Source organism: Nonomuraea sp. KM88, assembly GCF_052245635.1.
Taxonomy (GTDB): Bacteria; Actinomycetota; Actinomycetes; order Streptosporangiales; family Streptosporangiaceae; genus Nonomuraea.
Genome location: NZ_JBQQCC010000025.1, coordinates 21,929 through 48,018, shown reverse-complemented (window position 1 = coordinate 48,018; position 26,090 = coordinate 21,929). Strand labels below are relative to the sequence as shown.

The window sequence follows — 26,090 nt, the reverse complement described above, 5'->3', positions numbered from 1 at the left end:
GTGCGTCACTCCTGGTCGAGGGCCCGCCGCAGGGTCGCGAGGAAGGCCAGCAGATCGTCCGGACCCGCCCCGTCGAGCACCCGCCGCATGACCGCGGCGCCGACCACCACGCCGTCGGCGTGCCGGCCGGCTTCCCGCGCCTGGTCGGGCGTGGAAATGCCAAATCCTAGCAAGACCGGCCGGTCGGTGCCCCGCCTGATCCGCGCGGCGAGCTCCGCCGCCGAGCCGGCGAGTCCGGCCCGCTCGCCGGTGGTGCCCATCAGCGACACCGCGTAGACGAATCCGCGGCTGCGGCGCGAGATCTCCTGCAACCTCGGCTCCGGCGTGGCCGGCGACGCCAGCAGGACCAGCTCGATCCCGGCGGCGGCGGCCACCTCGGTCAGCTCGTCCGCCTCGTGCACCGGCAGGTCGGGCACGATCAGACCGCTGACGCCGGCCCGGCGCAGCGCGGCGCAGAACGCCTCGCCCCCGTCGTGCAGCACCAGGTTGTAGTAGGTGCTGGCGACCAGGGGCACGCCCAGATCCGGGACTCCGGCCAGGCCGGCGAGGATCCGGCGGGTGCTCGCCCCCCGGGCCAGCGCCGTGTCGTTCGCCTGCTGGATGGTGACGCCGTCCAGCGTGGGGTCGGAGAAGGGCAGGCCGACCTCGATCGCGTCCGCGCCGGCGGCGGCGAACGCCCGCAGGTAGTCCGTCCAGCCGGGCGTGATCTCCCCGGTGACGTACGGCATGAGCAGGCCGCGGCCGGCGTCCCGGCGGGCACGCAGGTGGTGTTCGACCGTGCTCGCGGCCAGGGTGGGGTTCGTCATACCAGCTCCTTCAGCGTGGAGGTGTCCTTGTCGCCCCGGCCGGACAGCGTCATCAGCACCGTCGACCCGGCGGGCAGCTCCCCGCCGCCCGCGGCCCGGATCACCCAGGCCAGGGCGTGCGCCGATTCGAGCGCGGGGACGATGCCCTCGGTGCGCGCCAGGCGCACCGCCGCGCCGGCGGCCTCGTCGTCGGTCACCGTGACGTACCGGGCCCGGCCTAGATCGCGGAGGTGGGCGTGCTCGGGGCCGACCCCCGGGTAGTCGAGCCCGGCGGCGATGGAGTGCGCCGGGGTGATCTGCCCGTCGTCGTCCTGCAGGAACAGCGAGCGGCAGCCGTGCAGGACGCCGGGCCGGCCGCGGGCCGCTCCGGCGCCGCCCTCCGCCTCGACGCCGACCAGGCGCGCCGGGGTGTCGGCGAATCCGGCGAACGTGCCGGCCGCGTTGGAGCCGCCGCCCACGCACGCGACCACGAGGTCCGGCACGCCGGTCCGCAGCTCGGCCGCGCACTGCCCGCGGGCCTCCTCGCCGATGACCCGCTGGAACTCCCTGACCATCCACGGGTACGGATCCGGTCCGATGACCGAGCCGACGCAGTAGTGGGAGTCGCCCGTGACGCCCACCCAGTGTCGCATGGCCTGGCTGGTCGCGTCCTTGAGGGTGCGGCTGCCCGTGGTCACCGGGACCACCTCGGCGCCCAGCATGCGCATCCGGAAGACGTTCAGTGCCTGCCGCTCGATGTCGCGCTCGCCCATGAACACCGTGGCCTCCAGCCCGAGCAGCGCGGCGGCGGTCGCGGTGGCCACCCCGTGCTGGCCCGCCCCCGTCTCGGCGATCAGCCTGCGCCGTCCCATCCGCGCGGCGAGGAGGGCCTGGCTCAGCACGTTGTTGATCTTGTGCGATCCGGTGTGGGCGAGGTCCTCGCGCTTGAGGTACAGCTGCACGCCCAGCGCCCGCGACAGCCGCCGGGCCGGTGTGAGCGGGGTCGGACGTCCGGCGTTCAGGGCGAGCAGTTCCGCCAGGTCGCCGCGGAACCCCGGGTCCGCCCACGCCTCCCGGAACGCCTCCTCCACCTCGCGGCACGCCTCCACCAGCGACTCCGGCGCGTACCGCCCGCCGAACGCGCCGAACCGGCCCCGCGCCCCCGGCTCGCCCATCGTCCCCGTCGATGGGACGGGCTCCCGTCCTGACGACACGTATCGCATCCCGTACTCACCTCGTTCTATAACTCTTGGATGAGTTCTATAACAGTGAGCATGGCACGTGTGGCGCGGGACCGGCAAGGGGGAACTCGCCGCTCCCGGTCATGACGCCCTCCGCGGCTTGACGTCAACCATGGTTGAGGTTCTAGCGTCCCGGTCGTGGCCCGGAGCAGGGGCCGGCAGGTCCCTGCTCCGACAACTGACAGAACGGAGTGTCGTGATGCGAGCGGCGATGGTGACGAGGTTCGGCGGGCCGGAGGTCTTCGAACTGGTCGAGATGCCCGATCCGGTGCCGGGCGCCGGAGAGGTTCTGATCGGCGTGGAGATGATCGACACCCTGCTCCTGGAGACGGTGGTGCGCTCGGGGACGGCGCAGGACTACTGGCCGATGCGCCCGCCGTACGTGCCCGGAGGCGGGGTCGCCGGCCGGGTTCTCCAGGTCGGCGAGGACGTGCGCCAGGACCTGCTCGGCCGAAGAGTCGTGGCCGGCATCCGCGGAGCGGAGAACGGTTACGCCGACCGCGCGGTGGCCGCCGCCGAGGCGGCGGTGACGGTGCCCTACACCGTCGACCTCGCGGTGGCCGCGGCCCTGGTGCACGACGCGACGACCGCCCTGGCCCTGTTCGACGCCACGAAAGTGGGCCGACGGGACGAGGTGCTGGTGGTCGGAGCCAGCGGGGGCCTGGGAGCGTTGTGCGTGCAACTCGCCCGCGCCCGCGCGGCGAAGGTGGTCGCGGTCGCCCGCGGCGCGAAGCTGGCGCGGCTTGAGCAGTACGGCGCCGACGCGCTGATCGACGTGGATCAGCGGGACTGGGTCGACCAGGCTCGGGCGGTGTTCGGCGGGCACGGCGCCGATGTCGTGCTGGACAACATCGGCGCTCCGCTCGGCGAAGCCGCCTCGACGCTGCTCGCCCGTGGCGGGCGGTTCTCCGCGCACGGCGCGGCCGGCGGTCGTTTCTCGAGCGTCGAACGGCGGGTGGCCGACGCGTTGAACCTCTCGGTGACCGGCATCGAAGTGGCGCAACTCGCCGACCACGACCGTACGCGCTACATCGAGCAGGCGCTGCGCGAGGTGGCCGCGGGCGTGATCGCGCCGGCCATCGGGCAGACGTTCCCGCTCGACCAGGCCGGGGCGGCCCACGCCGCGATCGAGAGCCGCACCGTGTTCGGCAAGACTCTGATCACCGCCGGCGGTGCCCGTCCCTAGACGTTCGGGTCCGGCGCTGGCGTAGCGTGTCGCCATGACCGATGGACCGGCTCGTTTCGGCGGGCGAGACGATGTCGTCCTCGTGGTGGTCCTGGACTGCGCCGATCTCGACCGGCCGGCGGCGTTCTGGTGCGGAGTCCTGGGCTACACCGCTGAGGCGAGCTCGGTCGGGCACTATCGCCGGCTCCTGCCTCCAGAAGGCAACGGCGTCGAGCTGCTGTTGCAGCAGGTTCCCGAGCCGAAGGCGGCCAAGAACCGGGTGCATCTGGATCTGCGGGTGCCTGACCTGGAGGCGGAGGCGGCCAGGGTGGTGGCCCTGGGAGGGCGGCGCGTCACCGGCGATCTCGTCGTGGAAGGCGGCCTGGCCTGGCACGTGTTCACTGATCCCGACGGCAACGAGTTCTGCGTCCTGCAGCCGTCAGAGAATCCCGCATGACGGCCGCTCTCCGGAATCCGCCCCCGCGGCCGGCCGCGGGGGCGGGTCTGGGCCGCGGAGCGGCGGAAACCGGATCTCAGCCGTGGTCGCGGCGGCGGACGTACAGGCGGCGGCCTCGCGGGCCGGTCCATTCCAGCCGGACGACGCCGGGTACGGCGGCCTCGTCGCGGCGCGAAGGGTCGGACCAGTAGCCGAAGCGCGGGTTGCGGAAGAACGTCGCCCAGAGCCGGCCTTCGTGGTCTTTGAAGATGTTGTTGTGGCCGGCCCCGACGCCCATGGTCCACCGTTCGGAGTACGGCCCCTCGAAGCGGTCGGAGACGGCGACGACCGCGTCGTAGTGGTACTGCGCGCGGCCCTCGCCAGGCGGGTCGTAGGCGTAGCGGGTGCTGCCGTCGGGGTTGGCCGAGCTGCGGTTCCAGGCGGCGTGCAGGAGGTAGTACCTGCCGTGGTGCTTGAACACGTACGCGCCTTCGAGGTACGGCTCGGGCGCGTAGGGCGTCTGCCGGAACGCCGGGAGGCCGGTCACCGGGACGATGTCCTCCATGTCGTCCCTGAACTTGGCGTACAGGTGGTTGTGCAGCACCAGCCACGCGTCGCCGCCCTCGGTGTAGAGGCTGCCGTCGATGTGGTGGTACGCGCCGGGCTCGATGAAGCCGGGCCCGCCGATGAAGGAGTCGCCGAAGGGCTTGTCGTGGTTGCCCTCCACGAGCCGGTACGGCCCTTCGACCCCGCCCTCGCTCACGAGCATGAACGAGCCGACCTTCCGGGAGTGGTCGCCCATGCACGCCACGATGTACCACGTGCCGCGGAAGTGGTGCACCTCAGGGGCCCAGGCCGCGGCCCGCTTGCCGAACTGCTCGTCGTTCCAGTACTCCTGCCACGGGGCGACCACCACCCTTCCCGGCCGGTTCTCGCCGGCGAACTCGGGCGACCACACCTTGCCCTTCTCGGCGCCGGGCCGGATGCGCGTGGTGTCCGCCAGCCTCCACGGCCCTCGCAGTGACGAGGACACCCAGACGAAGATGCCGTCGTTCCACGGGGCCGGCCCGTTCTGGCCGGCGGCCCGGGTGGTGCCCGTGGCGACGTAGACCGGACGGCCTTTGACCACGAAGCAGTTCACGTAGGTGTCCCGCATCCAGACCCGGCCCAGCTCCTCGTCCCTGGGGCGCAGCTCCAGCGGCAGGATGAAGGAGTTGTCGGCGCGCGGCCACAGGTCCGGGCGGGTGTCGGCGAGGCCGTAGGGCTCGGGGTCGGGCCAGTTGGACGGGTGTCTCCGCATCGACGCGGCCTCCGCGCTCGCGGGCAGCGCCGCCGCCCCCACCACTCCAGCGGCTCCGGCCAGCAAGAATCTCCGGTTCACCTGCGGCTCGTTTCCGGCATCAGTCATCGGTACGTCCTCTCGCGTCAGCCACTGCCCAGCGGCCGGCATGCGGAGAGTCTGCCGAAGTCTGTTGATTTACGTCAATAAGTCGGAAGAAATCAGCTGCTTCGTCCGGCCGCCCCCGTGCGGCGGTGGGTGGCTTCGCCTGCCGCGCGAGGATCGCGTACGCGAGTCAGGCGAGAATCCTCACGATGTTCGTGAACAGGCCGGGCAGGCGGCGGGCGGCGGGCACCACCAGCCGGGCCGTGCCGGGGCGGCGGGCGGCCTGCACCAGCGCGCCCGTCAACAGCCGGTGCGTGCGAGAAAGCCGCAGCCACGCGCCGTCGTAGTCCTCAGGCCGGTCCTCGGCCAGGCACCTGACCAGCACTTCGGCCGAGCGCACGGCCAGCGAGACACCCTCGCCGGTGAGCGCGTCCACGTAGCCGGCGGCGTCCCCGACCAGCAGGACGCGTCCGGAGCGGCGGGCGCGCACCGCCTGGCGCAGCGGGCCAGCGCCGCGCACCACGGTGACGGCCGGGCCGCGCAGGCGGCGGCTCAGGCCGGGGAAGTCGCGCAGGTGCTCGTCGTAGCCGCGCCGCACCGAGCTGAGGATCGCGACGCCGATCAGGTCCCCGGCGACGGGCGTGACGTAGGCTTCGCCGGCGCGCGACCAGTGGACCTCGACGAAGTCGGTCCACGGCTCGATCCTGTAGTGCCTGCGCTGGCCGTACCTGCGGGGTCCGCGCGGGGGCAGGCCGAGGCCTAGGGAGCGGCGCAGCGGGGAGTGCAGCCCGTCGGCGGCCACCAGCCAGCGGGCCCGCAGCCCGGCGGCCCGCACGCCGTCCCGGTCCTGCTCAACGCGGGTGATCTTGCCGGTGACCGTCGTGACGCCCAGCTCGGCGGCCCGCCGCGCGAGCGCCGCGTGCAGGTGCGTACGGCGCACGCCCAGGCCGGGAGCGGCGGCGAAGGCGGCCCGCACCTCCCGCCGGCCGTCGAGGTAGTGGATGCCGCGGAACGCGTGTCCCTCGACCTCGACCCCCATCGCCGCCAGCGCCGCCACCCCGCCCGGCATGACGCCCTCGCCGCACGCCTTGTCCACGGGCCCGGCCCGCGGCTCGACGACGACCGCCTCCATCCCGGCCAGCGCCGCGTGCACGGCCGTCGCCAGCCCCGCCGGGCCGCCGCCCGCGACGAGCACGTCGATCACGCCGTCACCGCTCGGACGCGAGGGTGAGAGCCGCGTTCTCGCAGCGGATCCGCACCACCATCAGCACGGCGTTGAGCACCGTGAACGCCAGCGCGGTCATCCAGGCCGTGTGCACCAGCGGCAGCGCGAGCCCTTCGACCGCCACCGCCACGTAATTGGGATGCCGCAGCCACCGGAACCGGTAGGGGCCGCGCGTCACCAGCGGCAGGCCGGGCACCACGATCACCTGCGTGTTCCAGCGCGGCCCGAGCGAGGCGATGCACCACCACCGCAGCCCCTGGGCGGCCACGACGAGGGCGAGCATCGGCCAGCCGAGCGCGGGCAGGAAGGGCCGCTGCGCCAGCACGACCTCCAGCGGCGCGCAGACGAGCAACCCCGTGTGCAGGGCCACCATCCACGGATAGTGACCCTGGCCGGAGACGACACCGCCGCGGGCCATGCTCCACGCGGCGTTGCGCCGGGCGACGACCAGCTCGGCCACACGTTCCAGGCCGACCAGCACGACGAGCAGCAGATACCAGGTCATAAAGCAGGCACCAGCAATCGGGTCATGAGCACGGAACGGGCACGGTCACCAGCGGATCAGGACGAGTTCGGAGCAGAAGCCCGGCCCCATGGCGATGATCAGTCCCCAGGTCCCCGGCTCCGGCCGCCGGGTGGCGAGGGTGTCACCGAGCACGTGCAGGACCGAGGACGAGGACAGGTTGCCGTTGGCCGCCAGCGAGCGCCACGTCACCTCGAGGGCGTCCGCGGGCAGGGCGAGCACGTCCGACACGGCTTCGAGCACCTTCGGCCCGCCGGGATGGCACACCCACGCCGTCACCTCCCCGGCCGTCACGCCGTGCTCGGCCAGGAAGCCGTGCACGTCGTCGGCCAGATACCGCCGCACCACCTCCGGGACGCTCGCGTCCAGCAGCACCCGGAACCCGGTGTCGCCCACCTGCCAGCCCATGACGTGCTCCGAACCCGGATACAGGTGGCTGCGCGTGGCCACCACGGTGGGACCGGCCGCCTCGCGCGCGCCGCCGCAGGCCACCACCGCGGCCGCGCCGTCGCCGAATAATGCGCTGGCGACCAGGTTCGCGGGCGAGGAGTCGCCCCGCTGGACGGTGAGCGAGCACAACTCCACCGACAGCAGCACGGCCACGTGGTCCGGCCAGCCGCGCAGGTAGTCGTGGACCCTGGCGATGCCCGCCGCTCCGGCCACGCAGCCCAGGCCGAAGACGGGCACCCGCTTGACGTCGGGCCGCAGTCCGAGCGCCGCCGCCAGCCGGGCGTCGACGGACGGCGCGGCGATGCCGGTCACCGACGTGAACATGATCATGTCCACGTCCGCCGGCTCCAGCCCGGCCGCGTCCAGGGCGGCCTTCACGCTTTCGAGCCCCAGGTCCACGGCGACCGAGACGAAGGCGTCGTTGGCGGCGCCGAAGCCGCTGAGCTTCTCGTACTGCTCGACGGGCAGGGCGAGGTTGCGGTAGTCCACCCGGGCGCTGCGGTGCAGGCGGTCGAGGAGGCGCCGGTCGCCGTTCTCCGGCAGGCAGATGCGGGCGGCCATGTCGGTGAGCTCGGACTGCGGGTAGCGGTGGGGAGGGAAGGCACAACGGACTGCGGCGATACGGGTCATGCAGTTCTCCCTCGTCAGCCGACAACTCCTGCTTCCCGCACGTTTCCCGTCCGACCGGTCGTTTAAGCCACGCCGGGACGGCGGAGTTCGCGCCGAACGCGTACCCGAGCACGCCAGGGGAGCCGCCGAGCCGCACGGGAATTCCCGGCGGCCATCGCCCGGACTACGATCACCTTGTGACTGACCGCGACCCCGCGGCCGCCGCGGTCGTGCACGGCGGGCCGGGACGGCCGGCCGTCGGGCTGGTGCTCGCGTGCCACCCCGGCCCGACCGTGGCCGTGACCGCTCTGGTCACGGCGCTGGCCGTGGCCGCGGGACGCGACGCGGCCGGGTGCGTGCTGGCGGGCGCCGCCGTGCTGGCGGGGCAGCTCTCGATCGGCTGGTGCAACGACGCGATCGACGCCGGGCGCGACGCGGCGGCCGGGCGCACGGGCAAGCCCGTCGCGGGCGGCATGGTGAGCGCGCGTGCCGTCCGGATCGCCGCTCTCGTGGCGCTGGCCTGCTGCGTCCCGCTGTCGCTGGCCTCCGGCTGGCGGGCGGGCGCCCTGCACCTCGCCGGCGTGCTGGCGGCCTGGGGATATGACTTCGGGCTGAAGGCGACGCTCCTGTCGTGGGCGCCCTACGCCGTGGGGTTCGGCGTGCTCCCGGCCTTCGTGACGCTGGGCCTGCCCGGCGAGCCGTGGCCCGCGTGGTGGGCGGTCCTGGCCGCTGCGCTGCTCGGAGTGGGCGCACACCTGGCCAACGTGCTGCCGGACATCGCGGGTGACCTGGACTCCGGCGTACGCGGCTGGCCGCAGCGCATGGGCGCCTCACGCGTACGGCTTCTGGTCCCCGTGCCGCTGCTGGCCGCCACCTGCCTGCTCGTCCTCGGCCCCGGAGGCGCGCCCGGCGTGGCGGGCTGGCTGGCCGTGGCCGCCGCCTCGGTCCTCGCGGCCACGGGGCTGCTGCCGGCGGCCAGGTCGTCACGGGTGCCGTTCGTCACCGCCGTCGCCGTGGCGGCCGTGGACGTGATCCTCCTGATCGCCGGCGGCGCCTCGCTCACCGCGTGACGCGCACGGTTCCCGGCCCGTTCACCGCCCGGCGCGCAGGGATCCGCGCAGCCACCGCATCCCCACGGCCAGCGCGAGCGGGGCGGGCACCGTACCGGCCCCGAGTCCCACCTCCACCAGCAGGTCGAACACCTCCTTGCGGTGTGCCGCGGTCGCGATCGCCGCGTCGATGAAACCGGGGGACTGGGCCAGGCGGGCCAGCACGTCGGTGGTGCGCAGATGCCGTCCGAGCGCCTCGCGCAGCTTGCTCCGGTACAGCGTCAGCGGATCGCCCGGCGACTCCACCGCCGCCTCGGCCGCCAGCCGCCCGGACAGCAGCGCGTAGTAGATGCCCTCCCCGGTGAGCGGGTTGATCAGGCCCGCGGCGTCACCGGCGAGCAGCACCCGTCCGGCGCCGGGCGCCGGCCGTCCGGTCGAGAGCGGAAGGTGGTGGGCGCGCAGATCGCGGGGGTGCCGGCCGGGCAGCAACTCGGCGAGCCTGCCGTGCAGCACCTGACGCCCCGGCGCTCCCGCCGCGCGCAGCTTCGGCAGCAGCATGCCGAAGCCGACGTTCGCGGTGCCGTCGCCGATGGGGAACGACCACGCATAGGCCGGCCAGCCCGCCTTCTGCATGGCGATGAGCTGGACATCGTCCTCCTCGGGCACGTCGGCGTAGCCGCGCACGGCGATGGCGGTGTGCTTCTCGGCGGCGGCGGGCAGGCCGATCAGGCGGCGCACGACCGAGCCGGCCCCGTCGGCGGCCACGACCGTACGGGCCCGCAGCCCTCCGTCGATGACCACGCCGGACCCGTCGAAGCCGAGATCCCTGACGCGGTGCCGGCGTACCTCGACGCCCCTGGCCCGCGCGGCGGCCACCAGACGGGCGTCGAACACCCGGCGCGGCACCACGTGATTGGGCCGCGCGGCCTCGGCGGAGACCCGCATGCCGCCCGGCGAGACCACGGTCAGGCGGGGAGCAGGCCGGTAGTCGTCGATGAGCGCGGGCACTCCCAGCCGGGCCAGCTCGTCGCGCCCGTGGGCGGCGATGCCGTCACCGCACGGCTTGTCGCGGGGGAAGTCGGCCCTGTCGAGCAGGAGCACCCGCAGCTGGGGACGCAGTTGCACGGCCCGCAGCGCCGCCGCCGAGCCCGCCGGTCCCGCTCCCACGATCGCCACGTCCCACATGCGGTCCATGCGAGGTCTGTCCCACCGCACGCACGATCGGAAACTCCTCACGCTCCGCGGGAACTCACCCACCGGCTCGGCGTGAGTCCGCGCTTGATCTTGATCCCGTGTGACCTGCTCCTGCCCGGGTACGGCTTCTCCACTCCCCCTGACTCGCAGAGGAGGTTCCATGGCAGAGCAGACTGACCGGGAAGGCGCGTGGGCCCAGCGGGTCGAGGGCGAGTTGCCCACGCGCAGGCACCAGGAGGAGATCGAACAACGCCTGGCGCACGGGTTGGAGGGCGCCCCCACGATCGAGGACCGGACCATCTCGACCTTCGCCAGAGGCGAGCTGCCGCACTTCGCCGGCGAAACCGGCACCTTCCTGAAATGCCCGTACGTCGACGACGTCCACGCCGTGGGCGACGCCGAGGTGGCCGTGTTCGGCGTGCCGCTGGACGCCGGCGCGACCTACCGGCCGGGCACCCGGTTCGGTCCCCAGGGCATCCGCCGCTGCACCGGCCTGTTCGGCACGTACTGTTACGAGCTGGGCGTGGACCTGCGCGAGCAGCTCAACATGGTCGACATCGGCGACGTGTTCACCATCCCCGGCAACCTGGAGAAGTCCTTCGACCAGATCAGCCAGGCGATGTCGCATGTGATGTCGCAGGGCGTCTTCCCGGTCGTCTTGGGGGGCGACCACTCAATCGGCTTCCCCACCGTCCGCGGCCTGACCCCACACGTGGACGGCAACATCGGCATCATCCACTTCGACCGGCACGTGGACACCCAGGAGACCGACCTCGACGAGCGCATGCACACCACGCCCTGGTTCCACGCGACCAACATCAAGAACGCCCCGGCCACCAACCTCGTCCAGATCGGGATCGGCGGCTGGCAATCGCCGCGCGCCGGCGTCAAGGTGGGCCGGGAGCGGGGCACCACGATCATCACGGTGGGAGACGTCGAACGCGCCGGCGTGGAGAAGGTCGCCGAGATGGCGCTGGAGATCGCCTGGAAGAATGCCAGGGCGGTCTACCTGTCCTTCGACATCGACGTGATCGATGCCGGGTTCGTGCCCGGCACCGGCTGGCCGGAGCCCGGCGGCCTGCTGCCCCGCGAGGCGCTCAACCTGGTACGGCTCGTCTCCGAGCCCGGCCTGGCCGGGATCGAGATCGTGGAGTGCTCTCCGCCCTACGACTGGGCGGAGATGACCTGCCTGATGAGCAGCCGCGTCATCCTCGACAGCCTCGCCGTGCAGGTGCGGGCCGGCAAGCTGGGCCGCAAGCCGTCCACCTCGGGTCGGGCCGCGTGGGGCCCGTACCCGTCCTGATCGCTTGGTCACGGGCATCCGGCCACGCCACCTGGGCTGGCTGGGAATGCACGCACGTCGCCGCCGGCCGGTGGATCAGACGCTGCGTACGACAGAGACGACGATGCCCAGCACGACGGCATCGTCGCCGTCGATGATGTCGTAGGCGGGGTTGCGTGGTTCGAGACGGACGTGGCCGTCGCGCCGGCGGAACACCTTGACGGTGGCCTCACCGTCGATCATCGCGGCGACGATCTGGCCCGAGTGAGCCTCGGGCTGCTGCCGTACGACGACGATGTCGCCGTCGCAGATCGCCGCGTCGATCATCGAGTCGCCCCGCACCCGGAGGGCGAACACGTCGCCGCGTCCGGTGAGGTCGCGGGGGAGAAGCAGCGTGCCGTCCACGTGCTCGTCCGCCGGGATGGGGATGCCCGCGGCGATGTCCCCGACCACGGGCACGGTCACCACGTCGCCGGCCGGTTCCGGCGACGCGGCCCGCAGGAACAGACGCACGTCGATCGGCCGGGTCATCGACGTGCCCCGGCGGAGGAAACCCTGCTCCTCCAGGCTTCTGAGGTGTTTCGCCACCGACGAGGACGACCGGAGCCCGACCGCACGGCCGATCTCGCGTGTGCTCGGTGGATAACCGTACCTGACCACCCAGTCCCGGATCGTGGCCAGGATGCGCTGCTGGCGCTGCGGCAGAACGGAGAAGTCGAGATGTTCGAACGCGTCGGTGTCGCCGTAGGTGGTCACCTGCGACATGGTAAAGGTCGGGTCGGTGCGAGCCGCTGCTCCTAGTTGTGCGGATCGAAGCGCCATGACCTTGACGGACACGCCCCGCGACCGCGAAGGGCGGGAATCGACGGTGGGTTATGGTCCGCACCATGCGCCCGATGCCGTCGGCCGAGATGGTCCCCCTGATCTCGTTTCTCGCCGTCTTGTTGATTTTCTTCAGCATCGACGTGCGGTCGAGGGAGTCGGCGGCTCCGGGCCCGTGTCATGCGCGCATGTTCGGATGGACCTCCAGGGTCGGCGGGATTTCCACCGCCCTGGCCCTCGCCTTGGGATGGGTGGACCTTTTCCTGCCGGACGAGAGCAGCCCGAACCACGTGGCATCGGTGGCCGTTCCGGGGTCCGTGGCGGTGTTGTGCGCCATCGTCCTGGGGCTGGAGATGCTCTGGATGCGTCACTCTTCTTGACCGGTTCCGCTGCCTGCGCGGGACATCGGGCCCTGAAAGGGAAGAGAGGGCCGAGCCTGAGCGTCAAGGCCTTGGCGAGGGTTGAGAGCCTCCTCCCGCCACTTTCACTTTATAGCAGATCCTGGCGCCTCATGAGACCTCGGAAAGTGCTCCATACTTGCCCACTGCGAACCACCCGACGAACGATGGAGCACGGAAAATTGGGTTACGTGATGGGCTTCGAGCACATCGATGCGACGAACATCGCAGAGGTCGGAGGGAAGGGGGCGCACCTGGGCGAGCTCTCGCGAATCGACGGCGTCCGCGTGCCGGACGGCTTCTGCGTCACGACGGACGCCTTCGAGCGGGTCGTGGCCGGGGCCCCGTCGATCGACGCTCAGCTTGACCTGCTGGCGCGGGTGAACCCGGACGATCGCGAGGCGATCCGCACCCTGAGCGCCGATGTCCGGCGCGCCGTCGAAGGCGTCGCGGTCCCTGACGATCTCGTGGCGGCGATCAGCGAGGCGCTCGCCCGGTTCGGGGAGCGGACCTCCTACGCGGTGCGTTCCAGCGCGACGGCCGAGGACCTGCCCACCGCGTCCTTCGCCGGCCAGCAGGACTCCTACCTGAACGTCGTGGGCGTGGAGGCCGTCGTGCGGCACGTCCGAAGCTGCTGGGCCTCGCTGTTCACCGAGCGGGCGGTGACCTACCGGTGCCGTAACGGCTTCGACCACCGGAAGGTACGGATGGCGGTGGTCGTCCAGCAGATGGTGTTCCCCGACGCGGCCGGGATCCTCTTCACGGCGGATCCCGTGACCTCCAACCGGAGGGTCGCCACCGTGGAGGCCGGTTGGGGGCTCGGCGAGGCGCTGGTGTCCGGTCTGGTCGCCGGGGACGTCTACACGGTGCGCGACGATCAGGTCGTCACCGCAGAGGTCGCCACCAAGACGCGCTTCGTCCAGGCGTCGCCGGGGGGCGGCACGCGGGAGGCGCCGACCGATCCGGGGCGGCAGGCGCAGCCGGCCCTGACGGAGGCGCAGGTCGTGCGCCTGGTGCGGTTGGGCCGGCGCGTCGAGGAGCACTTCGGCCGGCCCCAGGACATCGAGTGGTGCCTGGCCGGCGACGACTTCCACATCGTCCAGAGCCGGCCGATCACCACCCTGTTCCCCCTTCCCGCGACCGATGACCAGGAGAACCACCTCTACGTCTCCGTCGGTCACCAGCAGATGATGACCGACGCGATGAAGCCGCTGGGACTCTCCCTGTGGTGTCTGACCACCCCACGGTCGATGCACGAGGCGGGCGGACGGTTGTTCGTCGACGTGGCCCCCCTCCTGGCGAGGCCCTCGGGCCGCGCGAACCTCATCGAAGGGCTGGGGAGGTCCGACCCGCTCATCAGGGACGCGTTGCAGAGCGTCGTCGACCGCGGCGACTTCCTGCCCTCGCTTCCTGACGACGATTCCGGCGCCGCGCCCGCCGGTGACTCACCCGCACCGATCGAGGCCGATCCGGCCATCGTGGCCCAGCTGATCCGGAACAACGAGGAGTCCGTCGCCACCCTGCAGGGCAAGATCCGGAGTTTGTCCGGGCCGGCGCTGCTCGACTTCATCCTGGACGACATCGCGGAGCTGAAGCGGGTCCTGTTCGACCCGCGGAGCCACCAGGTGATCATGGCGGGGTTCGATGCGGCCTGGTGGCTCAACGACCGCCTGGAGGCGTGGCTGGGCGAGAAGAACGCGGCCGACACGCTCACGCAGTCCGTCCCCCACAACGTCACGTCGGAGATGGGGCTGGCGCTCCTCGACGTCGCTGACACGATCCGGCCGCATGCGGACGTCGTGGCGTTCTTGCACCGCGTCGTGGACGAAGGCCGTGAGGGCGACGCCTTCCTGAGGGAGTTGCCCGGGCTGGCCGGCGGGCAGGAGGCGCATGACGCCATCCGCACCTACCTCGACGAGTACGGCATGCGCTGCGCGGGCGAGATCGACATCACCAGAACGCGCTGGAGCGAGAATCCCGCCATGCTCGTGCGCACCATTCTCGGCAACATCAAGAACTTCGAGCCGGGCGCCGGCGAACGACGCTTCGAACAGGGACGCCAGGAGGCGCAGCGGAAGGAGCAGGAACTGCTGGCAAGGTTGCGCGCCCTGCCCCACGGGGAGCAGAAGGCGGAGGAGACCAAGCGGATGATCGACCGCGTCCGCGCCTTCGCCGGCTACCGGGAATACCCCAAGTACGGCATGATCCGCCGCTATTTCGCCTACAAGCAGGCGTTGCTGCAGGAAGCCGATCGCCTCGTCGCGTCCGGCGTTCTGCGCGAGAATGACGACATCTTCTTCCTCAGGTTCGAGGAGCTGCAGGAAGTCGTGCGCACCAACAAGGTGGACGCCGAGCTCGTGCTGGAAAGGCGTGCGGCGTTCCGCTCGTACGAGCCGCTCACCCCGCCCCGGGTCTTCACGTCGGACGGCGAGGTCATCACGGGCCGGTACCGGAGCGAGGACGCCCCGCCCGGCGCGCTGGTCGGCCTTCCGGTCTCGGCCGGGTCCGTCGAGGGCCGTGCCCGTGTCGTCATGGACATGGCGCGGGCCGACCTGGAGGAGGGCGACATCCTGGTCACCGCCTTCACCGACCCCAGCTGGACGCCGCTGTTCGTCACCGTCGCCGGACTGGTGACGGAGGTGGGCGGCCTCATGACGCACGGGGCGGTGATCGCGCGGGAGTACGGCCTGCCGGCCGTGGTGGGCGTGGAGCAGGCCACCCGGCTGATCCGGGACGGGCAGCGGATCCGCGTTCACGGGACTGACGGCTACGTCGAGATCCTCGACTGATCTACAATGTAAAGGCCCCGGCTGGTTTCACTGACCTCCTGTCCCCACAAGGCACGGGCTTCGCCCGTACTCCACCACAAGAGAGCTCCACGTTCAGGTGAGGGCCTGAGCCGCGTCAAGGAGGCGGCTCAGGTGCAGCGTGTCCGTGGCGAGGGCGGTGACCAGGACGGCAGGGCCGGCAAGCGGGGTCAGCACGGCCTGCCCGTGCGCCGGGTCATCGTCCAGCAGCCTGACGGTGGGTGGCCGGTCGTCGAGGGCCGGGTCGACGATGAGGAGCTGGCCGGCGGCGCGGTGGCCGGCCAGGACGGCGGGGCCGTCCCAGCCGGGGGCGTCCGGTCCGTAGCGGGTCTCCTGGTCCAGGAGTGGGTGGCCGTCGCGGCTGACGGTGAGGCGGGTGGTCAGCCGGCCGGGCATCTCGCCCGTGCGGCCGAGGACCTGTTCTTCGCGCAGGACGAAGCGTGCGGTGGGGGCCAGTTCCACGGTGCAGGTTTGGCGGAGGTTGCTGCCGGCGGCGGAGATCAGCGGCTGGGGCAGCCAGTGCAGACTTGCCTGGTCGGCCGCGGTCAGGTGCAGGTCGTAGGTGGCGTGGCCGGGGGTGGGGCCGCGCAGGGCGATGGTGGCGGCGGCGGTGGTGATGTGCAGGTGGGCGCCCGCTTCGGCGGTGGCTTCGATGCGGAGCCGGTCGCCGCCGAGGGGGGCGTTCATGGCGCCGATGATGCAGACGCGCGCGTGGTCGCCGTGGGGGTGGGTGCGGCGCAGGTCGAAGGGGCCGGAGCCGTGGAGGAGGGGAAGGGTGGTGGTCTTTCCTGTTCGGGTGGCTTTGATGCGGGCGGTGGCATGTACGCCGAGCGGTTTGGGTTCGCCGGGTGCGGTCTGGGTGGTGAGGGTCATGTGGTGGCCGTGGTCCAGGCGGTCAGGCGGTGGCGGAGCCAGTCGGACACGGGTTTGACGCCGTCTTCGGTTCTGAGGGCGGTGAAGGCGACGGGCAGGTCGCCGCGCTGGGCCTTGGCGTCGCGGGCCATGGTGTGCAGGTCGGCGCCGACGTGTGGGGCGAGGTCGGTTTTGTTGATGACGAGGAGGTCGGAGGTGGTGATGCCGGGGCCGCCTTTGCGGGGGATGTCGTCGCCGCCGGCGACGTCGATGACGAAGATCTGGGCGTCGGCCAGGCCTTTGGAGAAGGTCGCGGTGAGGTTGTCGCCGCCTGATTCGATGAGGATGAGGTCGAGGGGGCCGAGCCGGTGTTCGAGGTCTTCGACGGCTTCGAGGTTGGCGGAGATGTCGTCGCGGATGGCGGTGTGGGGGCAGGCGCCGGTTTCGACGGCTCTGATGCGTTCGGTGGGCAGGACGGCTTCACGTAGCAGGTATTCGGCGTCTTCGCGGGTGTAGATGTCGTTGGTGATGACGGCGATGGACAGGTCGTCGCGTAGGGCGCGGCAGAGGGCGGCGACGGTGGCGGTCTTGCCGGTGCCGACTGGTCCGCCCAGTCCGATGCGCAGGGCGCGGTGGTGGCTGCCGGGGTGTGGGGAGGGGGAGTGGCCGGGGCCGTGCGGGTGGTTTTTGGGGGGTTCGTGGTTGTGGTGCAGGTGCATGGTGCTCCTGTGGTGGAACGGGTGGGTCAGGAGGCGAACAGTCGCGTCGGGCGGGCGGCGTGTTGTTCGGCGGTGATGTCGAGTAGTGGGGCGGAGCGTGCGGGCAGGGCTGCGATGCCCTCGGTGCGGAGGCGTTGCGCGGCGTCGGTGGCGTGTTGTGCGATGTGGTCGAGGTCGGTGGTCAGGTGGGCGAGGATGGCGGTGGCGTCGAAGGGGTCCAGGCTGAGCAGGCGGACGGTGGCGGTGGCGGGGGCGCTGACGCTGTCGTAGGCGGCCGCGTGGGCGGCGTCTTGCGGGGTCAGGCCTGCGGCGCGGGCGGTCAGGCCGAGGACGATGGGCTGGTGTGTGCCGCGTGGCCGGGCTGCGGCCAGGGTGTCGAGTTCGGGGGAGGGCCAGGTGGCGCGGGCGGCGCGCAGGAGTTGTCGGCCGAGTGTGCGTGTGACCTGCCGTTGGGCGGGGGTGGGGGTGCGGGCGTCGGCGGCTTCTTCCAGGAGGAGTGGGTCGTGGCCGGTGGCGGCTGCGGCGGCCAGTCCGGCTGCGACGAGGCCGTTGGTGTGCAGTCGGCCGCGGCAGAATTCTCGCAGGCTTGCTGCGTCGTGTACGCGCCCGGTGGTGACGGCCGCCTCGGCTCCGCCCGAGTGGGCGTGCCCGCCGGAGGGGAAGCGGCCGTCGGCGAGGAGGAGCAGTGCGGCGCGGTTCATGGGGTGTCCTTGTTCGTGGTGGTCAGAACAGGAAGTACCGCTGGGCCATGGGCAGGTCGGCCGGTGGTTGGTGGTGGTCGATGGTCTCCTCGTCGATCGTGACTTCGTAGGTGTTGGGGTCGACTTCGATGCGGGGTGTGGCGCCGTTGTGGCGCATGTCCTTTTTGAAGGTCTTGCGGGTGTCGCGGATGGGTCTGAACGTTTTGTCGGTGTTGACCCGTCCGGGAAGGCCGGATTCGATGGCCCGTGCGGTGACGAAGTTGACGGAGTTGGCGGCGGGGGCGTGGCCGGTGGCCCCCCACATCGGGCGGGGCAGGATCGGCTGTGGCGTGGTGATGGAGGCGTTGGCGTCGCCGATCTGGGCGTAGGCGATCTGGCCGCCTTTGATCACTCGGTGCGGTTTGACGCCGAAGAACTTCGGCTCCCACAACACGAGGTCGGCCAGCCTGCCCACCTCGACTGAGCCGACCTCGTGGTCGATGCCGTGTGCGATGGCCGGGTTGATGGTGTATTTGGCGATGTAGCGGCGGGCCCGGTGGTTGTCGGCGCCGTTTCGGTCGTTCTCGAGAGGGCCGCGTCGGTGTTTCATCACGTGGGCTGTCTGCCACGTCCGCATGATCACTTCGCCGATGCGGCCCATGGCCTGGGCGTCGGACGACATGATGGAGATGGCGCCGAGGTCGTGCAGGATGTCCTCGGCGGCCATCGTGGCGGGCCGGACCCGCGAATCGGCGAATTGCTGATCTTCCCGCACCATCGGGTTGAGGTGGTGGCAGATCATCACCATGTCGATGTGCTCTTTGACCGTGTTGACGGTGTAGGGCCGGGTGGGGTTGGTGGAGGCGGGGAGGACGTTCGGCAGGCCCGCCATTTTGATCATGTCTGGGGCGTGGCCGCCGCCCGCGCCTTCGACGTGGAAGACGTGGATGGGGTGGTCGCCGATGGCGGCGATGGTGTTGTCGACGGTGCCGGCTTCGTTGAGGGAGTCGGCGTGCAGGGCGAGTTGGACGCCGGTCGTGCGGCACACTTGCAGGCACCGGCGCAGGACGGCCGGGGTCGCGCCCCAGTCTTCGTGGATCTTGAAGCCCAGGATGCCCGCCTCCACCTGGTTGAGCAGCGACTCCGTGGACATCGTGTTGCCTTTGCCGAGCAGTCCGATGTTGACCGGGAAGGCGTCCAGCGCCGCGAACAGCCGGGCGATGTGCCAGGAGCCCGGTGTGACGGTGGTGGCGGTGCTTCCCTCGGCGGGGCCGGTGCCGCCGCCGATGAGGGTGGTGACTCCGGAGGCCAGTGCCTCGTGGATCTGTTCGGGGCAGATGAAGTGTACGTGGGTGTCCACGCCCCCCGCGGTGAGGATCTTGCCGTTGCCGGAGATGACCTCGGTTTCCGGGCCGATCACGAAGTCGGTGGCGGTGGTGTGCCCGTCGTGCAGGCGGTCCATGGTTTCGTCGTTGTAGGCCTTGCCGAGTGCGGTGATGCGGCCGTCGCGGATGGCGATGTCGGCTTTGACCACGCCCCAGTGGTCCAGGATGACCGCGCCGGTGATGACCGTGTCGGGGGGTTCGGGGGCGCCGAAGCGGGTGGAGTCGCGTGGCGCGCAGGATTGGCCCATCGATTCCCGGATCACCTTGCCGCCGCCGAAGATCATCTCGTTTCCGCTGTGGCCGGGGCCGCCGCACCAGTCCTCGGTGATTTCGATCCGCAGGTCGGTGTCGGCCAGGCGGATGCGGTCTCCGGTGGTGGGGCCGAACCGGTCGGCGTACTGCTCGCGGGTGAGTGGCTGATGGCGTTCGTGGCGTGAGGGCTGGGGCGCGGGCGGGGCGGGCTCTGGTGCCGGGGGCTTAAGCATGGAGTTCGCCTCCGACCTTGCCGTTGAGGCCTTCGATGATGCGTGTGCCTTCGATGGGCACCAGTTCGATCTCCAGTGGGCAGTTGGGTTCGAAGCGCACCGAGCTGCCGGCGGGGATGTTCAGGCGCTTGCCGTAGGCGAGGTCGCGGTCGGGTTGGATGTCGAGCAGGGCGTTCGCCTCGTAGAAGTGGTAGTGGGAGCCGACCTGGACGGGACGGTCGTCGGTGTTGGTGACCGTCACGGTCGTGACCTCGCGGCCGGTGTTGAAGGCGACAGGGCCGGCGTCGCGCGGGTGGTCGATCTTGCCGGGGTGAAGGAGTGGTGCTTTTCTGGTGATCGCCGGGATGGGGTCGCGTAGGGTGACCATTTTGCTGCCGTCGGGGAAGGTGGCCTCGATCTGGAGGTCGCGGATCATCTCCGCGACCCCGTCCATGACGTCTTCGGGGGTGAGCACGGGTGGTTCTGGCGGTTGCGGCATCGCCATGAGCTTTTCCACGCTTGTGCCCGCCCGGGCGCCTTCGAGCACGTAGGCCGTCAGGATGGCGACCGCCTCTGGGTAGTTGAGCGTGATCCCCCGTTCTTTGCGTTTGCGTGCCACGTCCGCGGCCACGTGCATCAGCAGGCGTTCCTGTTCGTGCGGGGTCAGATGCACCCGCCACCTCGCTTTCGCTGCGCTCCGGGTCCGCCGGAGCCGTCGGTTCGCTTGGGGCGGGGAGCGGTGCCCGCCTGTAAGATCGGCTTATCGCCTACTGAACGTAACGCATCGGATACTTTGTGTGATGTTGCGCGACGGTGAGGGGTCCCTCACCCATGGCCGGGATCAGCCCGGGGCGGACCGCGCTCGTCCCTATGCGGTTCCGGCGGCGGTCCGGATCACGCTGTTTCGGTGCTGAGGGCCTGCGCCACGGGCCGGCGCGCCGCCAGGCGTGCGGGCAGGGCGGTGAGTGCCGCCGTCGCGAGGAGCGTCGCGATCACGGCGCCGAGCAGCCAGGACGAGGGAGGGTCCACCGCGTTCCTGGCGGCGAAGAGCGAGAGCAGGCCGGTGCCGAGCGGGACGCCGATGAGGGCGCCGGGCACGCCGGGCAGGAGCTGGGCGGCGGACAGCCCTGCGGAGACCTGCCCCGGGGTGGCGCCGAGCGTGCGGGCGACGGCCATGGTCGCCCGGGCTTCCATGGCGGTGGTCCAGGTGAACGTGATGGTGTTCACGACGGCGAGGGCGATCAGCAGGACGGTGACGGCGAGCATCAGCAGGCGGTCGTGCTCGCCCCGCAGGTTGGGCAGGACGGCGGAGCCGTTCAGGCCGTAGCCCCTCTCGGACTGGGCGTGGAGGGTCAGCAGCGCGACGATCCCGATCACCGTGGTGGCGGTGGAGGACGCCTGCAGCACGGCGCGACCCGGACGGCGGGCGGTCAGCCGCAGCCCGAGCAGCAGCGGCGTGGGCAGCAGCGCCGACAGCGAGGTGAGCCACGGCCGGTGGCGGGGCTGGTGCGCGGGCGCGGTCAGCGCCGTGACGGTTGCCGTGCGCAGGGCGCGCAGCGTGGGACGCAGCGTGGACAGGACCGCCACCGCCACGGCGAGGACGGTCGCCGTGGCCACGGTGGCGCCGCTCGGTCCGGCCGCCTCGCCGATCCGGCTGGCGGTGGGGCTGGCGATGACGGGCGCGGCCAGGCGGGCGATCACCAGCCCCAGGGCGTCGCCGGCCAGCGCCAGCGCCAGGTACTCGGTGAGCAGGACGGCGGCGATCAGGCCCGGTGCGGCGCCGACGGCCTTGAGCAGCCCGGCGCGGCGCGTCTGCTCGACGGCGCGTCCCGCGGCCAGTGCCGCCACTCCGGTGATGGCCAGGAAGCTGAGCAGCCAGCTCCCGACGACCAGGATCGGCTGGCTGTTCTTGAGCAGGCCCATGTCCGCTGCGGCGGTGAACTGCCAGGAGTGGAAGTTGACGGGCATGGCGGGGTCGCGGTGGGCGTCGCGGAAGGCTTCGGTGGCGGCGGGGTCGCGCAACTTGAGGTCCACGGCCGTGGTCACCGGGAGATCACGGGACGAGGCCAGCGTGCGGGCGTCGTCCCGGGTCATCCAGGCCAGGCCGCTGTAGTCGCTCCCCCCGCCGCCCGGGCCGATCTGCGACGCACCGGGGTAGACGGAGGTGGCCGCGGTCACGGCGATCCCGACGACGGGGTACGGCCGGCCGGCGATGGTGACGCGGTCGCCGACGCCGGCGCCCAGCGCGGTGGCGAAGCCGCGCTCGAGGACGGTGCCGCCGGAGCGTACCCAGTGACCCGCGGTCACCAGCGGCCGGTTGACCGGGCCGGGCTTGTCGGCGAAGCCGTGCACCACCACGCGGGACGGCGTGGCATCGCGCGTGGTGAGGTCGGCGTAGACGATGCGGTAGGGGCCGTGGTGGGCGATCACGTCGGGAGCGCTCGCCAGCGAGGCCAGGGCCGAGGTCACGGCGGGGCCCGTGGCGCCGGAGAGCGCCACCACGTCCGGCCCGGCGGTGGCCGCGCGGGTCTGCTCGTACAGCGCGTCGCTCACGCCCCGCAGGGACAGGCCCAGGGCCATCGTGGCGGTGGCCACGGTCACCGCGAGCAGCAGCATCGCGGCCTGGGCCCGGTGCCTGCGCAGGTCGGCCAGGACCAGGCGCAGGACGAGCACGAGGGAACCCATGACGTTCAGCCCTCCAGCCCGATCAGCCCGCCGAGCCCGCGCGGGTGCGAGCCGGTCAGCCGGGTGTCGTCGACGAACATCCCGTCGCGCATCGAGACCAGCCGGTCCGCCGTGGCCGTCACCCGCTCGTCATGCGTGACGATCACGAGGGTCTGCCCGGCGGAACGCAGTTCCTGGAAGATCCTCAGCACATCGAGGGTCGCCGCGGTGTCGAGGTTGCCGGTCGGCTCGTCGGCCAGGACGACCAGCGGGTCGTTGACCAGGGCGCGGGCGACGGCGACCCGCTGGCGTTGCCCGCCCGACAGCTGCGAGGGTAGGTGCCGGGAACGCGCGGCGAGCCCGACCCGTTCCAGCAGCAGGCCGGCGCGGCGCCTGGCCTGGCGGCGCGAGCGTCCGGCCAGCAGCGCGGGCAGCTCCACGTTCTCGGCCGCCGACAACTCCTCCACCAGGTGGAAGGCCTGGAAGACGAATCCCACCGACCGGCGACGCATGCGCGCCAGGGCCCGCTCGCTCAGCGTGTCGATGCGCCGCCCGGCCACCCACACCTCCCCGCCGGTCGGCCGTTCCAGGCCGCCAAGGAGGTGCAGCAGCGTGGATTTCCCGCAGCCGCTGGGCCCCATCACCGCCAGCGTCTGTCCCTGAGGCACCTCCAGGTCGACCTCGTCCACCGCGCGGACCCGGCTCTGTCCCTGGCCATGCGTCTTCACCAGCCCGCAGGCCCGGACCGCAGCACTCGGCACGTTCATCCACCCTCGACTTCGTCATCGGCCTTGGACCAGGCCCTCTCGCAGGCGTCCAGCCAGCGCAGGTCGGCCTGCAGCCGCAGCACGACCCCTTCCAGCAGCAGGCCGGCGCCCGATCCTGCCGGTTCGGCCAGCGCGGCCTGCTGCGCCTCGCGCAGCCGGCGCAGCAGCTCGCGGCGCTGCGCCGCCACCAGCTCCACCGGGTCGGCCAGCCGGGCCGCCGCGGCGGCGGCGAGCTTGAGATGGAACTCCGCCAGGTCCGGTTTCGGCCAGCCCACCTCGGCCAGCCAGGCGGCCACGCGCTGCTGCCCGGCCGGCGTCAGCGCGTAGACCTTGCGCTCCGGCCGCTCGGGCAGGCCGTCCGCCCGCTCGCAGGCCACGAGCCCCGCTCGCTCCAGCCGGTTCAGCGTCACGTAGATCTGACCGCGGTTCATCGACTCGCCCAGCGGGCCAAGGCTGCGCCGCAGCCGAGCGTGCAGGTGGTATCCGTGCGACGGCTCCTTGGCGAGCATCGCCAGCACCGCGTCCTGCATGGCACCTCCCTAACGGTTGGCTAATAGATAGCGGTTATCCATAGGAGGTGTCAAAGTACGGCATCCTCCGGGCATAGGGTGGGCGGCATGGCACTGCGACCGGTCCAGGTGAACATCAAGGCTCGGGACGACTCGGCGCTCGGCCGGTTCTGGGCGCAGGCGCTCGGCTGGGGCGTTTCCAGCGAGGGACCCGGCGTGACCAACCTCGAACCCGAGGGCTTCGCCTGGCCGGACCCCGGCGCCTTCTACGTCGACCTCGTCAGGGTCCCGGACCCCGAAACGGTGAAGTACCGCGTGCACCTCGACCTCGCCACCACCTCTGCGGCTTATCAGGCGGAGCTGGTCGCGCGCCTGAAGGAGCTCGGCGCGACGCCCGCCGACGTGGGCCAGGGCGACGTCCCGTGGACGGTCCTGGCCGACCCGGAGGGCAACGAGTTCTGCGTCCTCGGCCCGGCCTGACGCGGGGCGGCCGGGCGCGGGGCGTGACCACGGCGACCGCGGTCGCCGGCCGCGGGCCGGAAATCCGGATGCGGAGGGGCGGCGGGTTGGTGTGTGATCGGGGGATGACGATCGAGATGGGCGGGCCCGGGGTCGACGGGCTCGGTGACGTGGTGCGAGTGCTGGGGGAGTGGCAGCACGACGGGCAGCCCCTGCAGGTGCATCCGGGGGACTTGGGGTGGTTCTGGCGGTTCGGCGCGGAGCGGACGGCGCAGGCTACGCGGACCTGGAGCCGGGCTGGGGACATTCTGGCCGTCGGGCTGCTCGATGGCGCGGACCTGGTGCGGCTGGCGTTCGCTCCGCAGGCGTGGCAGGACGAGGAGCTGGCGCGGCAGGTGGCCGGCGACGTGTCGGCGCCTGAGCGCGGTGTGCTGCCCGAGGGCAAGGTGTACGTCGAGGCGCCGATGGGCGCGCTGGTCCGGGACCTGCTGTCCGGGGACGGCTGGGAGAGCGGCGAGGCGTGGACGCCGCTCCGGCGTGACCTGGGCGCGCCTGTGCCGGATCCCGGTTTTCGCGTCGAGGTGGTCGGGCCGGAACAGGCGCCTGAGTGGGCCGCGGTCCTGCGGGCGTCGTTCGACGGGTCGACGTTCACCGAGGAGCGCTGGCACGCGATGGCGGCAGGCGCGCCGTATGCCGGCGCGCGGTGCCTGGCCGTGCGGGACGAGCGGGGCGAGGCGGTGGCGGCCGTGACGGTGTGGTCGGCGGGTGCGGGCAGGCCAGGGCTGATTGAGCCGCTGGGGGTGCACCGCGCGCACCGCGGTCACGGTTACGGCCGGGCGATCACGGTCGCCGCGGCGCGCGCACTCCAGGAGGCGGGCGCGTCCAGCGTGGACGTGTGCACCCCCAGCTCCAACGTCGGCGCCGTCGCCACCTACCAGTCGGCCGGCCTCGAGCCGTTGCCCGAGAGACGTGACCTGTACCGCGACGCTTCCTGAGGCTTCGATGCTCAGGCCGGCCGGTGGTTCCCTGCGTCCTGCCGACGACACCTGCGGGCGCCGGGAAGCCGGTGAGCCATCCATGCCGGGGCCGGCCTCCACGCGTACGTCAGCATGACGATGAGCTCCGCATCCCGCCGAGCCGGCGGATCGCCTCCAGCGGGTACGGGGTCCGCCTGCTCTGGCGCTGGAACGCGCGATTGAAGTCGGACATCACCTTGGCGACCGGCGCGTGCCGGGCGAGGACGGCCGCGGCCTCCTCCGGGATTCCTGCGGGGCGCTCGCCCTCCGCGTAGGCGCGCACCAGAGCGTAGCGCCCCTCGCTGTCCTCTCTCCGGAGTCCGTACAGAGCGGTGACCAGCCAGTTCGTCAGATAGGTGGCGCTGTAACAGCGGTCGTAGGTCTGGTGGCGGTCGAAGAAGCCGGCCTCGGCCGGCGACAGCTCGAACCCGGAGGAGATGGACAGGCCGTAGTCGGCGAAGTACAGGCGCCGGCCGTCGGTCAGGATGTTCTCGAAGTGCGCGTCGAAGTGCAGGAGCCCGCGGCTGTTCATGAAGGAGACGCCGGCCGCCAGTTCCCTGTCCACCATGACGCAGGCCCGGCCGGCGGCTCGGCCCCCTGCCTCGACCTGAGCGCCCAGCCACTGGTGCAGGTTCTGCGGGATGTACTCCAGGAACAGCGCGACGCTCGCCGACGACTGCCGCAGGGCCTGGATCCGGCGGCGTACCTGCGATCCGCCGCCCCAGTAGGCAACAGCCCGCTCGACGTCGGCCAGTTCGTCGGGCAGGGGCGTCGAGTCCGGCAACACCCGCCAGTGATACATCAGGGGAAAGCCCTCGTGTTCCGCCGCCAGCACCCAGTTCGTCGTCATGGTGTGCACGGCGAGCTCCCTCCAGACTCCGAAGCCCGGCCCGCCGATGATGCCGACGCCGTAGTGACAGAAGTCGGGCAGATCAAACAGGTTCGCCGTGGACCGGACGTGCTCGGGCCGCCTCTCCAGGTCGGTCAGGGGCACCCGCTTCACGAAGACCGGGGTTCCGGCGACCTCAAGCAGGGCCGACGTCCCGCCGATGCCGGATCCGATCGGCAGGGCCGTGTCCATGAGCTCGCGCAGGGCGCGATCGCTGCGCAGAGCCAGGGCCGTGGAGACGGAACCGTGGGCGGTCAGGCGCGCACCGCGCGACATGTCAGGACGCTTCACTGCGGCTTCCACCTGGGTGCCGACC

The 26,090-nt window shown here is 71.9% G+C and carries 24 protein-coding genes and 1 pseudogene; 8 read left to right on the top strand and 17 right to left on the bottom strand.

From position 1 onward, the window contains the following. Positions 1 to 5: 5 nt before the first annotated feature. Positions 6 to 806, bottom strand: coding sequence for a tryptophan synthase subunit alpha (trpA, locus tag ACTWPV_RS44185; RefSeq protein ID WP_443156362.1), 801 nt, complete (start codon positions 804 to 806; stop codon positions 6 to 8). Continuing rightward, positions 803 to 2,008 carry a tryptophan synthase subunit beta gene (gene trpB / locus ACTWPV_RS44180; RefSeq protein ID WP_443156361.1) on the bottom strand — a complete coding sequence of 402 codons (1,206 nt, stop codon included), beginning with the start codon at positions 2,006 to 2,008 and terminating at the stop codon, positions 803 to 805. The genes trpA and trpB overlap by 4 nt, the downstream gene beginning before the upstream one ends. A 217-nt stretch (positions 2,009 to 2,225) precedes the next feature. On the opposite strand from trpB, the gene ACTWPV_RS44175 reads away from it, so the two are divergent. Both ACTWPV_RS44175 and ACTWPV_RS44170 read left to right on the top strand, forming a co-directional pair. Next, entirely contained in the window at positions 2,226 to 3,212 is a 987-nt protein-coding gene (locus ACTWPV_RS44175; RefSeq protein WP_443156360.1) for a zinc-binding dehydrogenase, read from the top strand. 34 nt (positions 3,213 to 3,246) lie between these two features. Then, positions 3,247 to 3,648: a VOC family protein gene (locus tag ACTWPV_RS44170; protein WP_443156359.1), complete on the top strand. Its 402-nt coding sequence runs from the start codon at positions 3,247 to 3,249 to the stop codon at positions 3,646 to 3,648. Positions 3,649 to 3,724: 76 nt separating this feature from the next. On the opposite strand, the gene ACTWPV_RS44165 is transcribed toward ACTWPV_RS44170, so the two are convergent. The 4 genes from ACTWPV_RS44165 to ACTWPV_RS44150 form a co-directional block, all read right to left on the bottom strand. After that, complete coding sequence (locus ACTWPV_RS44165) at positions 3,725 to 5,035, bottom strand: family 43 glycosylhydrolase (protein WP_347649467.1); 1,311 nt, start codon at positions 5,033 to 5,035, stop codon at positions 3,725 to 3,727. A 166-nt stretch (positions 5,036 to 5,201) separates the two neighbouring features. Next, positions 5,202 to 6,215 carry an NAD(P)/FAD-dependent oxidoreductase gene (locus ACTWPV_RS44160; RefSeq protein WP_347649468.1) on the bottom strand — a complete coding sequence of 338 codons (1,014 nt, stop codon included), beginning with the start codon at positions 6,213 to 6,215 and terminating at the stop codon, positions 5,202 to 5,204. 4 nt (positions 6,216 to 6,219) lie between these two features. Further along, complete coding sequence (locus tag ACTWPV_RS44155; RefSeq protein WP_347649469.1) at positions 6,220 to 6,741, bottom strand: isoprenylcysteine carboxyl methyltransferase family protein; 522 nt, start codon at positions 6,739 to 6,741, stop codon at positions 6,220 to 6,222. 45 nt (positions 6,742 to 6,786) lie between these two features. Continuing rightward, positions 6,787 to 7,839, bottom strand: a complete 1,053-nt coding sequence (locus ACTWPV_RS44150; protein WP_443156358.1) for a type III polyketide synthase — start codon at positions 7,837 to 7,839, stop codon at positions 6,787 to 6,789. Positions 7,840 to 8,015: 176 nt separating this feature from the next. On the opposite strand from ACTWPV_RS44150, the gene ACTWPV_RS44145 reads away from it, so the two are divergent. Further along, positions 8,016 to 8,888 (top strand): UbiA family prenyltransferase, encoded by an 873-nt coding sequence (locus tag ACTWPV_RS44145; protein ID WP_443156357.1) that lies wholly within the window; start codon positions 8,016 to 8,018, stop codon positions 8,886 to 8,888. 21 nt (positions 8,889 to 8,909) lie between these two features. On the opposite strand, the gene ACTWPV_RS44140 is transcribed toward ACTWPV_RS44145, so the two are convergent. Then, positions 8,910 to 10,061, bottom strand: a complete 1,152-nt coding sequence (locus tag ACTWPV_RS44140) for an NAD(P)/FAD-dependent oxidoreductase (protein WP_443156356.1) — start codon at positions 10,059 to 10,061, stop codon at positions 8,910 to 8,912. Between the two features lie 160 nt (positions 10,062 to 10,221). Here ACTWPV_RS44140 and ACTWPV_RS44135 point away from each other — a divergent pair, with 160 nt between their 5' ends. Continuing rightward, positions 10,222 to 11,364 carry an agmatinase family protein gene (locus ACTWPV_RS44135; protein WP_443156355.1) on the top strand — a complete coding sequence of 381 codons (1,143 nt, stop codon included), beginning with the start codon at positions 10,222 to 10,224 and terminating at the stop codon, positions 11,362 to 11,364. A gap of 75 nt (positions 11,365 to 11,439) precedes the next feature. Here ACTWPV_RS44135 and lexA read toward each other — a convergent pair whose 3' ends face one another. Next, entirely contained in the window at positions 11,440 to 12,108 is a 669-nt protein-coding gene (gene lexA, locus ACTWPV_RS44130; RefSeq protein WP_443156354.1) for a transcriptional repressor LexA, read from the bottom strand. A 122-nt stretch (positions 12,109 to 12,230) separates the two neighbouring features. On the opposite strand from lexA, the gene ACTWPV_RS44125 reads away from it, so the two are divergent. Further along, the gene (locus ACTWPV_RS44125) at positions 12,231 to 12,545 is read left to right on the top strand and encodes a hypothetical protein (RefSeq protein ID WP_443156353.1); all 315 of its coding nucleotides are present in this window, start codon (positions 12,231 to 12,233) and stop codon (positions 12,543 to 12,545) included. A gap of 209 nt (positions 12,546 to 12,754) precedes the next feature. Beyond that, a complete protein-coding gene (rph, locus tag ACTWPV_RS44120; protein ID WP_443156406.1) occupies positions 12,755 to 15,352 on the top strand; it encodes a rifamycin-inactivating phosphotransferase in 2,598 nt (865 codons plus the stop codon). Between the two features lie 93 nt (positions 15,353 to 15,445). Here rph and ACTWPV_RS44115 read toward each other — a convergent pair whose 3' ends face one another. The 8 genes from ACTWPV_RS44115 to ACTWPV_RS44080 form a co-directional block, all read right to left on the bottom strand. Then, on the bottom strand, positions 15,446 to 16,243 hold the full coding sequence (locus ACTWPV_RS44115) for an urease accessory protein UreD (protein ID WP_443156352.1): 798 nt from the start codon (positions 16,241 to 16,243) through the stop codon (positions 15,446 to 15,448). Then, positions 16,240 to 16,941: an urease accessory protein UreG gene (ureG, locus tag ACTWPV_RS44110; RefSeq protein WP_443156351.1), complete on the bottom strand. Its 702-nt coding sequence runs from the start codon at positions 16,939 to 16,941 to the stop codon at positions 16,240 to 16,242. Before ureG ends, ACTWPV_RS44115 begins: the two co-directional genes overlap by 4 nt. 26 nt (positions 16,942 to 16,967) lie before the next feature. Next, positions 16,968 to 17,642 carry an urease accessory protein UreF gene (locus ACTWPV_RS44105; RefSeq protein WP_443156350.1) on the bottom strand — a complete coding sequence of 225 codons (675 nt, stop codon included), beginning with the start codon at positions 17,640 to 17,642 and terminating at the stop codon, positions 16,968 to 16,970. Between the two features lie 22 nt (positions 17,643 to 17,664). Beyond that, positions 17,665 to 19,491, bottom strand: a complete 1,827-nt coding sequence (locus ACTWPV_RS44100) for an urease subunit alpha (protein WP_443156349.1) — start codon at positions 19,489 to 19,491, stop codon at positions 17,665 to 17,667. Beyond that, complete coding sequence (locus ACTWPV_RS44095) at positions 19,484 to 20,143, bottom strand: urease subunit gamma (RefSeq protein WP_443156348.1); 660 nt, start codon at positions 20,141 to 20,143, stop codon at positions 19,484 to 19,486. The genes ACTWPV_RS44100 and ACTWPV_RS44095 overlap by 8 nt, the downstream gene beginning before the upstream one ends. Positions 20,144 to 20,364: 221 nt before the next feature. Then, positions 20,365 to 22,155, bottom strand: a complete 1,791-nt coding sequence (locus ACTWPV_RS44090) for an FtsX-like permease family protein (protein WP_443156347.1) — start codon at positions 22,153 to 22,155, stop codon at positions 20,365 to 20,367. Between the two features lie 5 nt (positions 22,156 to 22,160). After that, complete coding sequence (locus tag ACTWPV_RS44085) at positions 22,161 to 22,901, bottom strand: ABC transporter ATP-binding protein (RefSeq protein ID WP_347649482.1); 741 nt, start codon at positions 22,899 to 22,901, stop codon at positions 22,161 to 22,163. Next, entirely contained in the window at positions 22,898 to 23,431 is a 534-nt protein-coding gene (locus tag ACTWPV_RS44080) for a PadR family transcriptional regulator (RefSeq protein ID WP_347649483.1), read from the bottom strand. The genes ACTWPV_RS44085 and ACTWPV_RS44080 overlap by 4 nt, the downstream gene beginning before the upstream one ends. A gap of 87 nt (positions 23,432 to 23,518) precedes the next feature. On the opposite strand from ACTWPV_RS44080, the pseudogene ACTWPV_RS44075 reads away from it, so the two are divergent. Continuing rightward, positions 23,519 to 23,884: pseudogene (locus tag ACTWPV_RS44075) on the top strand (VOC family protein); the annotation flags it as partial. 110 nt (positions 23,885 to 23,994) lie between these two features. After that, positions 23,995 to 24,864: a GNAT family N-acetyltransferase gene (locus tag ACTWPV_RS44070; RefSeq protein WP_443156346.1), complete on the top strand. Its 870-nt coding sequence runs from the start codon at positions 23,995 to 23,997 to the stop codon at positions 24,862 to 24,864. Between the two features lie 109 nt (positions 24,865 to 24,973). On the opposite strand, the gene ACTWPV_RS44065 is transcribed toward ACTWPV_RS44070, so the two are convergent. Continuing rightward, a complete protein-coding gene (locus tag ACTWPV_RS44065) occupies positions 24,974 to 26,050 on the bottom strand; it encodes a protein kinase family protein (RefSeq protein WP_443156345.1) in 1,077 nt (358 codons plus the stop codon). Positions 26,051 to 26,090: the final 40 nt, after the last annotated feature.

Coding starts and splice junctions, on each gene's coding strand:
- ACTWPV_RS44155 (WP_347649469.1), bottom strand. CDS start 6,741: ATGACCTGGTATCTGCTGCTCGTCGTGCTGGTCGGCCTGGAACGTGTG.
- trpA (WP_443156362.1), bottom strand. CDS start 806: ATGACGAACCCCACCCTGGCCGCGAGCACGGTCGAACACCACCTGCGT.
- trpB (WP_443156361.1), bottom strand. CDS start 2,008: ATGCGATACGTGTCGTCAGGACGGGAGCCCGTCCCATCGACGGGGACG.
- ACTWPV_RS44125 (WP_443156353.1), top strand. CDS start 12,231: ATGCGCCCGATGCCGTCGGCCGAGATGGTCCCCCTGATCTCGTTTCTC.
- lexA (WP_443156354.1), bottom strand. CDS start 12,108: ATGTCGCAGGTGACCACCTACGGCGACACCGACGCGTTCGAACATCTC.
- ACTWPV_RS44140 (WP_443156356.1), bottom strand. CDS start 10,061: ATGGACCGCATGTGGGACGTGGCGATCGTGGGAGCGGGACCGGCGGGC.
- ACTWPV_RS44090 (WP_443156347.1), bottom strand. CDS start 22,155: ATGGGTTCCCTCGTGCTCGTCCTGCGCCTGGTCCTGGCCGACCTGCGC.
- ACTWPV_RS44105 (WP_443156350.1), bottom strand. CDS start 17,642: ATGAACCGCGCCGCACTGCTCCTCCTCGCCGACGGCCGCTTCCCCTCC.
- ACTWPV_RS44135 (WP_443156355.1), top strand. CDS start 10,222: ATGGCAGAGCAGACTGACCGGGAAGGCGCGTGGGCCCAGCGGGTCGAG.
- ACTWPV_RS44115 (WP_443156352.1), bottom strand. CDS start 16,243: ATGACCCTCACCACCCAGACCGCACCCGGCGAACCCAAACCGCTCGGC.
- ACTWPV_RS44080 (WP_347649483.1), bottom strand. CDS start 23,431: ATGCAGGACGCGGTGCTGGCGATGCTCGCCAAGGAGCCGTCGCACGGA.
- ACTWPV_RS44085 (WP_347649482.1), bottom strand. CDS start 22,901: ATGAACGTGCCGAGTGCTGCGGTCCGGGCCTGCGGGCTGGTGAAGACG.
- ureG (WP_443156351.1), bottom strand. CDS start 16,941: ATGCACCTGCACCACAACCACGAACCCCCCAAAAACCACCCGCACGGC.
- ACTWPV_RS44165 (WP_347649467.1), bottom strand. CDS start 5,035: ATGACTGATGCCGGAAACGAGCCGCAGGTGAACCGGAGATTCTTGCTG.
- ACTWPV_RS44100 (WP_443156349.1), bottom strand. CDS start 19,491: ATGCTTAAGCCCCCGGCACCAGAGCCCGCCCCGCCCGCGCCCCAGCCC.
- ACTWPV_RS44170 (WP_443156359.1), top strand. CDS start 3,247: ATGACCGATGGACCGGCTCGTTTCGGCGGGCGAGACGATGTCGTCCTC.
- ACTWPV_RS44065 (WP_443156345.1), bottom strand. CDS start 26,050: ATGTCGCGCGGTGCGCGCCTGACCGCCCACGGTTCCGTCTCCACGGCC.
- ACTWPV_RS44070 (WP_443156346.1), top strand. CDS start 23,995: ATGACGATCGAGATGGGCGGGCCCGGGGTCGACGGGCTCGGTGACGTG.
- ACTWPV_RS44175 (WP_443156360.1), top strand. CDS start 2,226: ATGCGAGCGGCGATGGTGACGAGGTTCGGCGGGCCGGAGGTCTTCGAA.
- ACTWPV_RS44150 (WP_443156358.1), bottom strand. CDS start 7,839: ATGACCCGTATCGCCGCAGTCCGTTGTGCCTTCCCTCCCCACCGCTAC.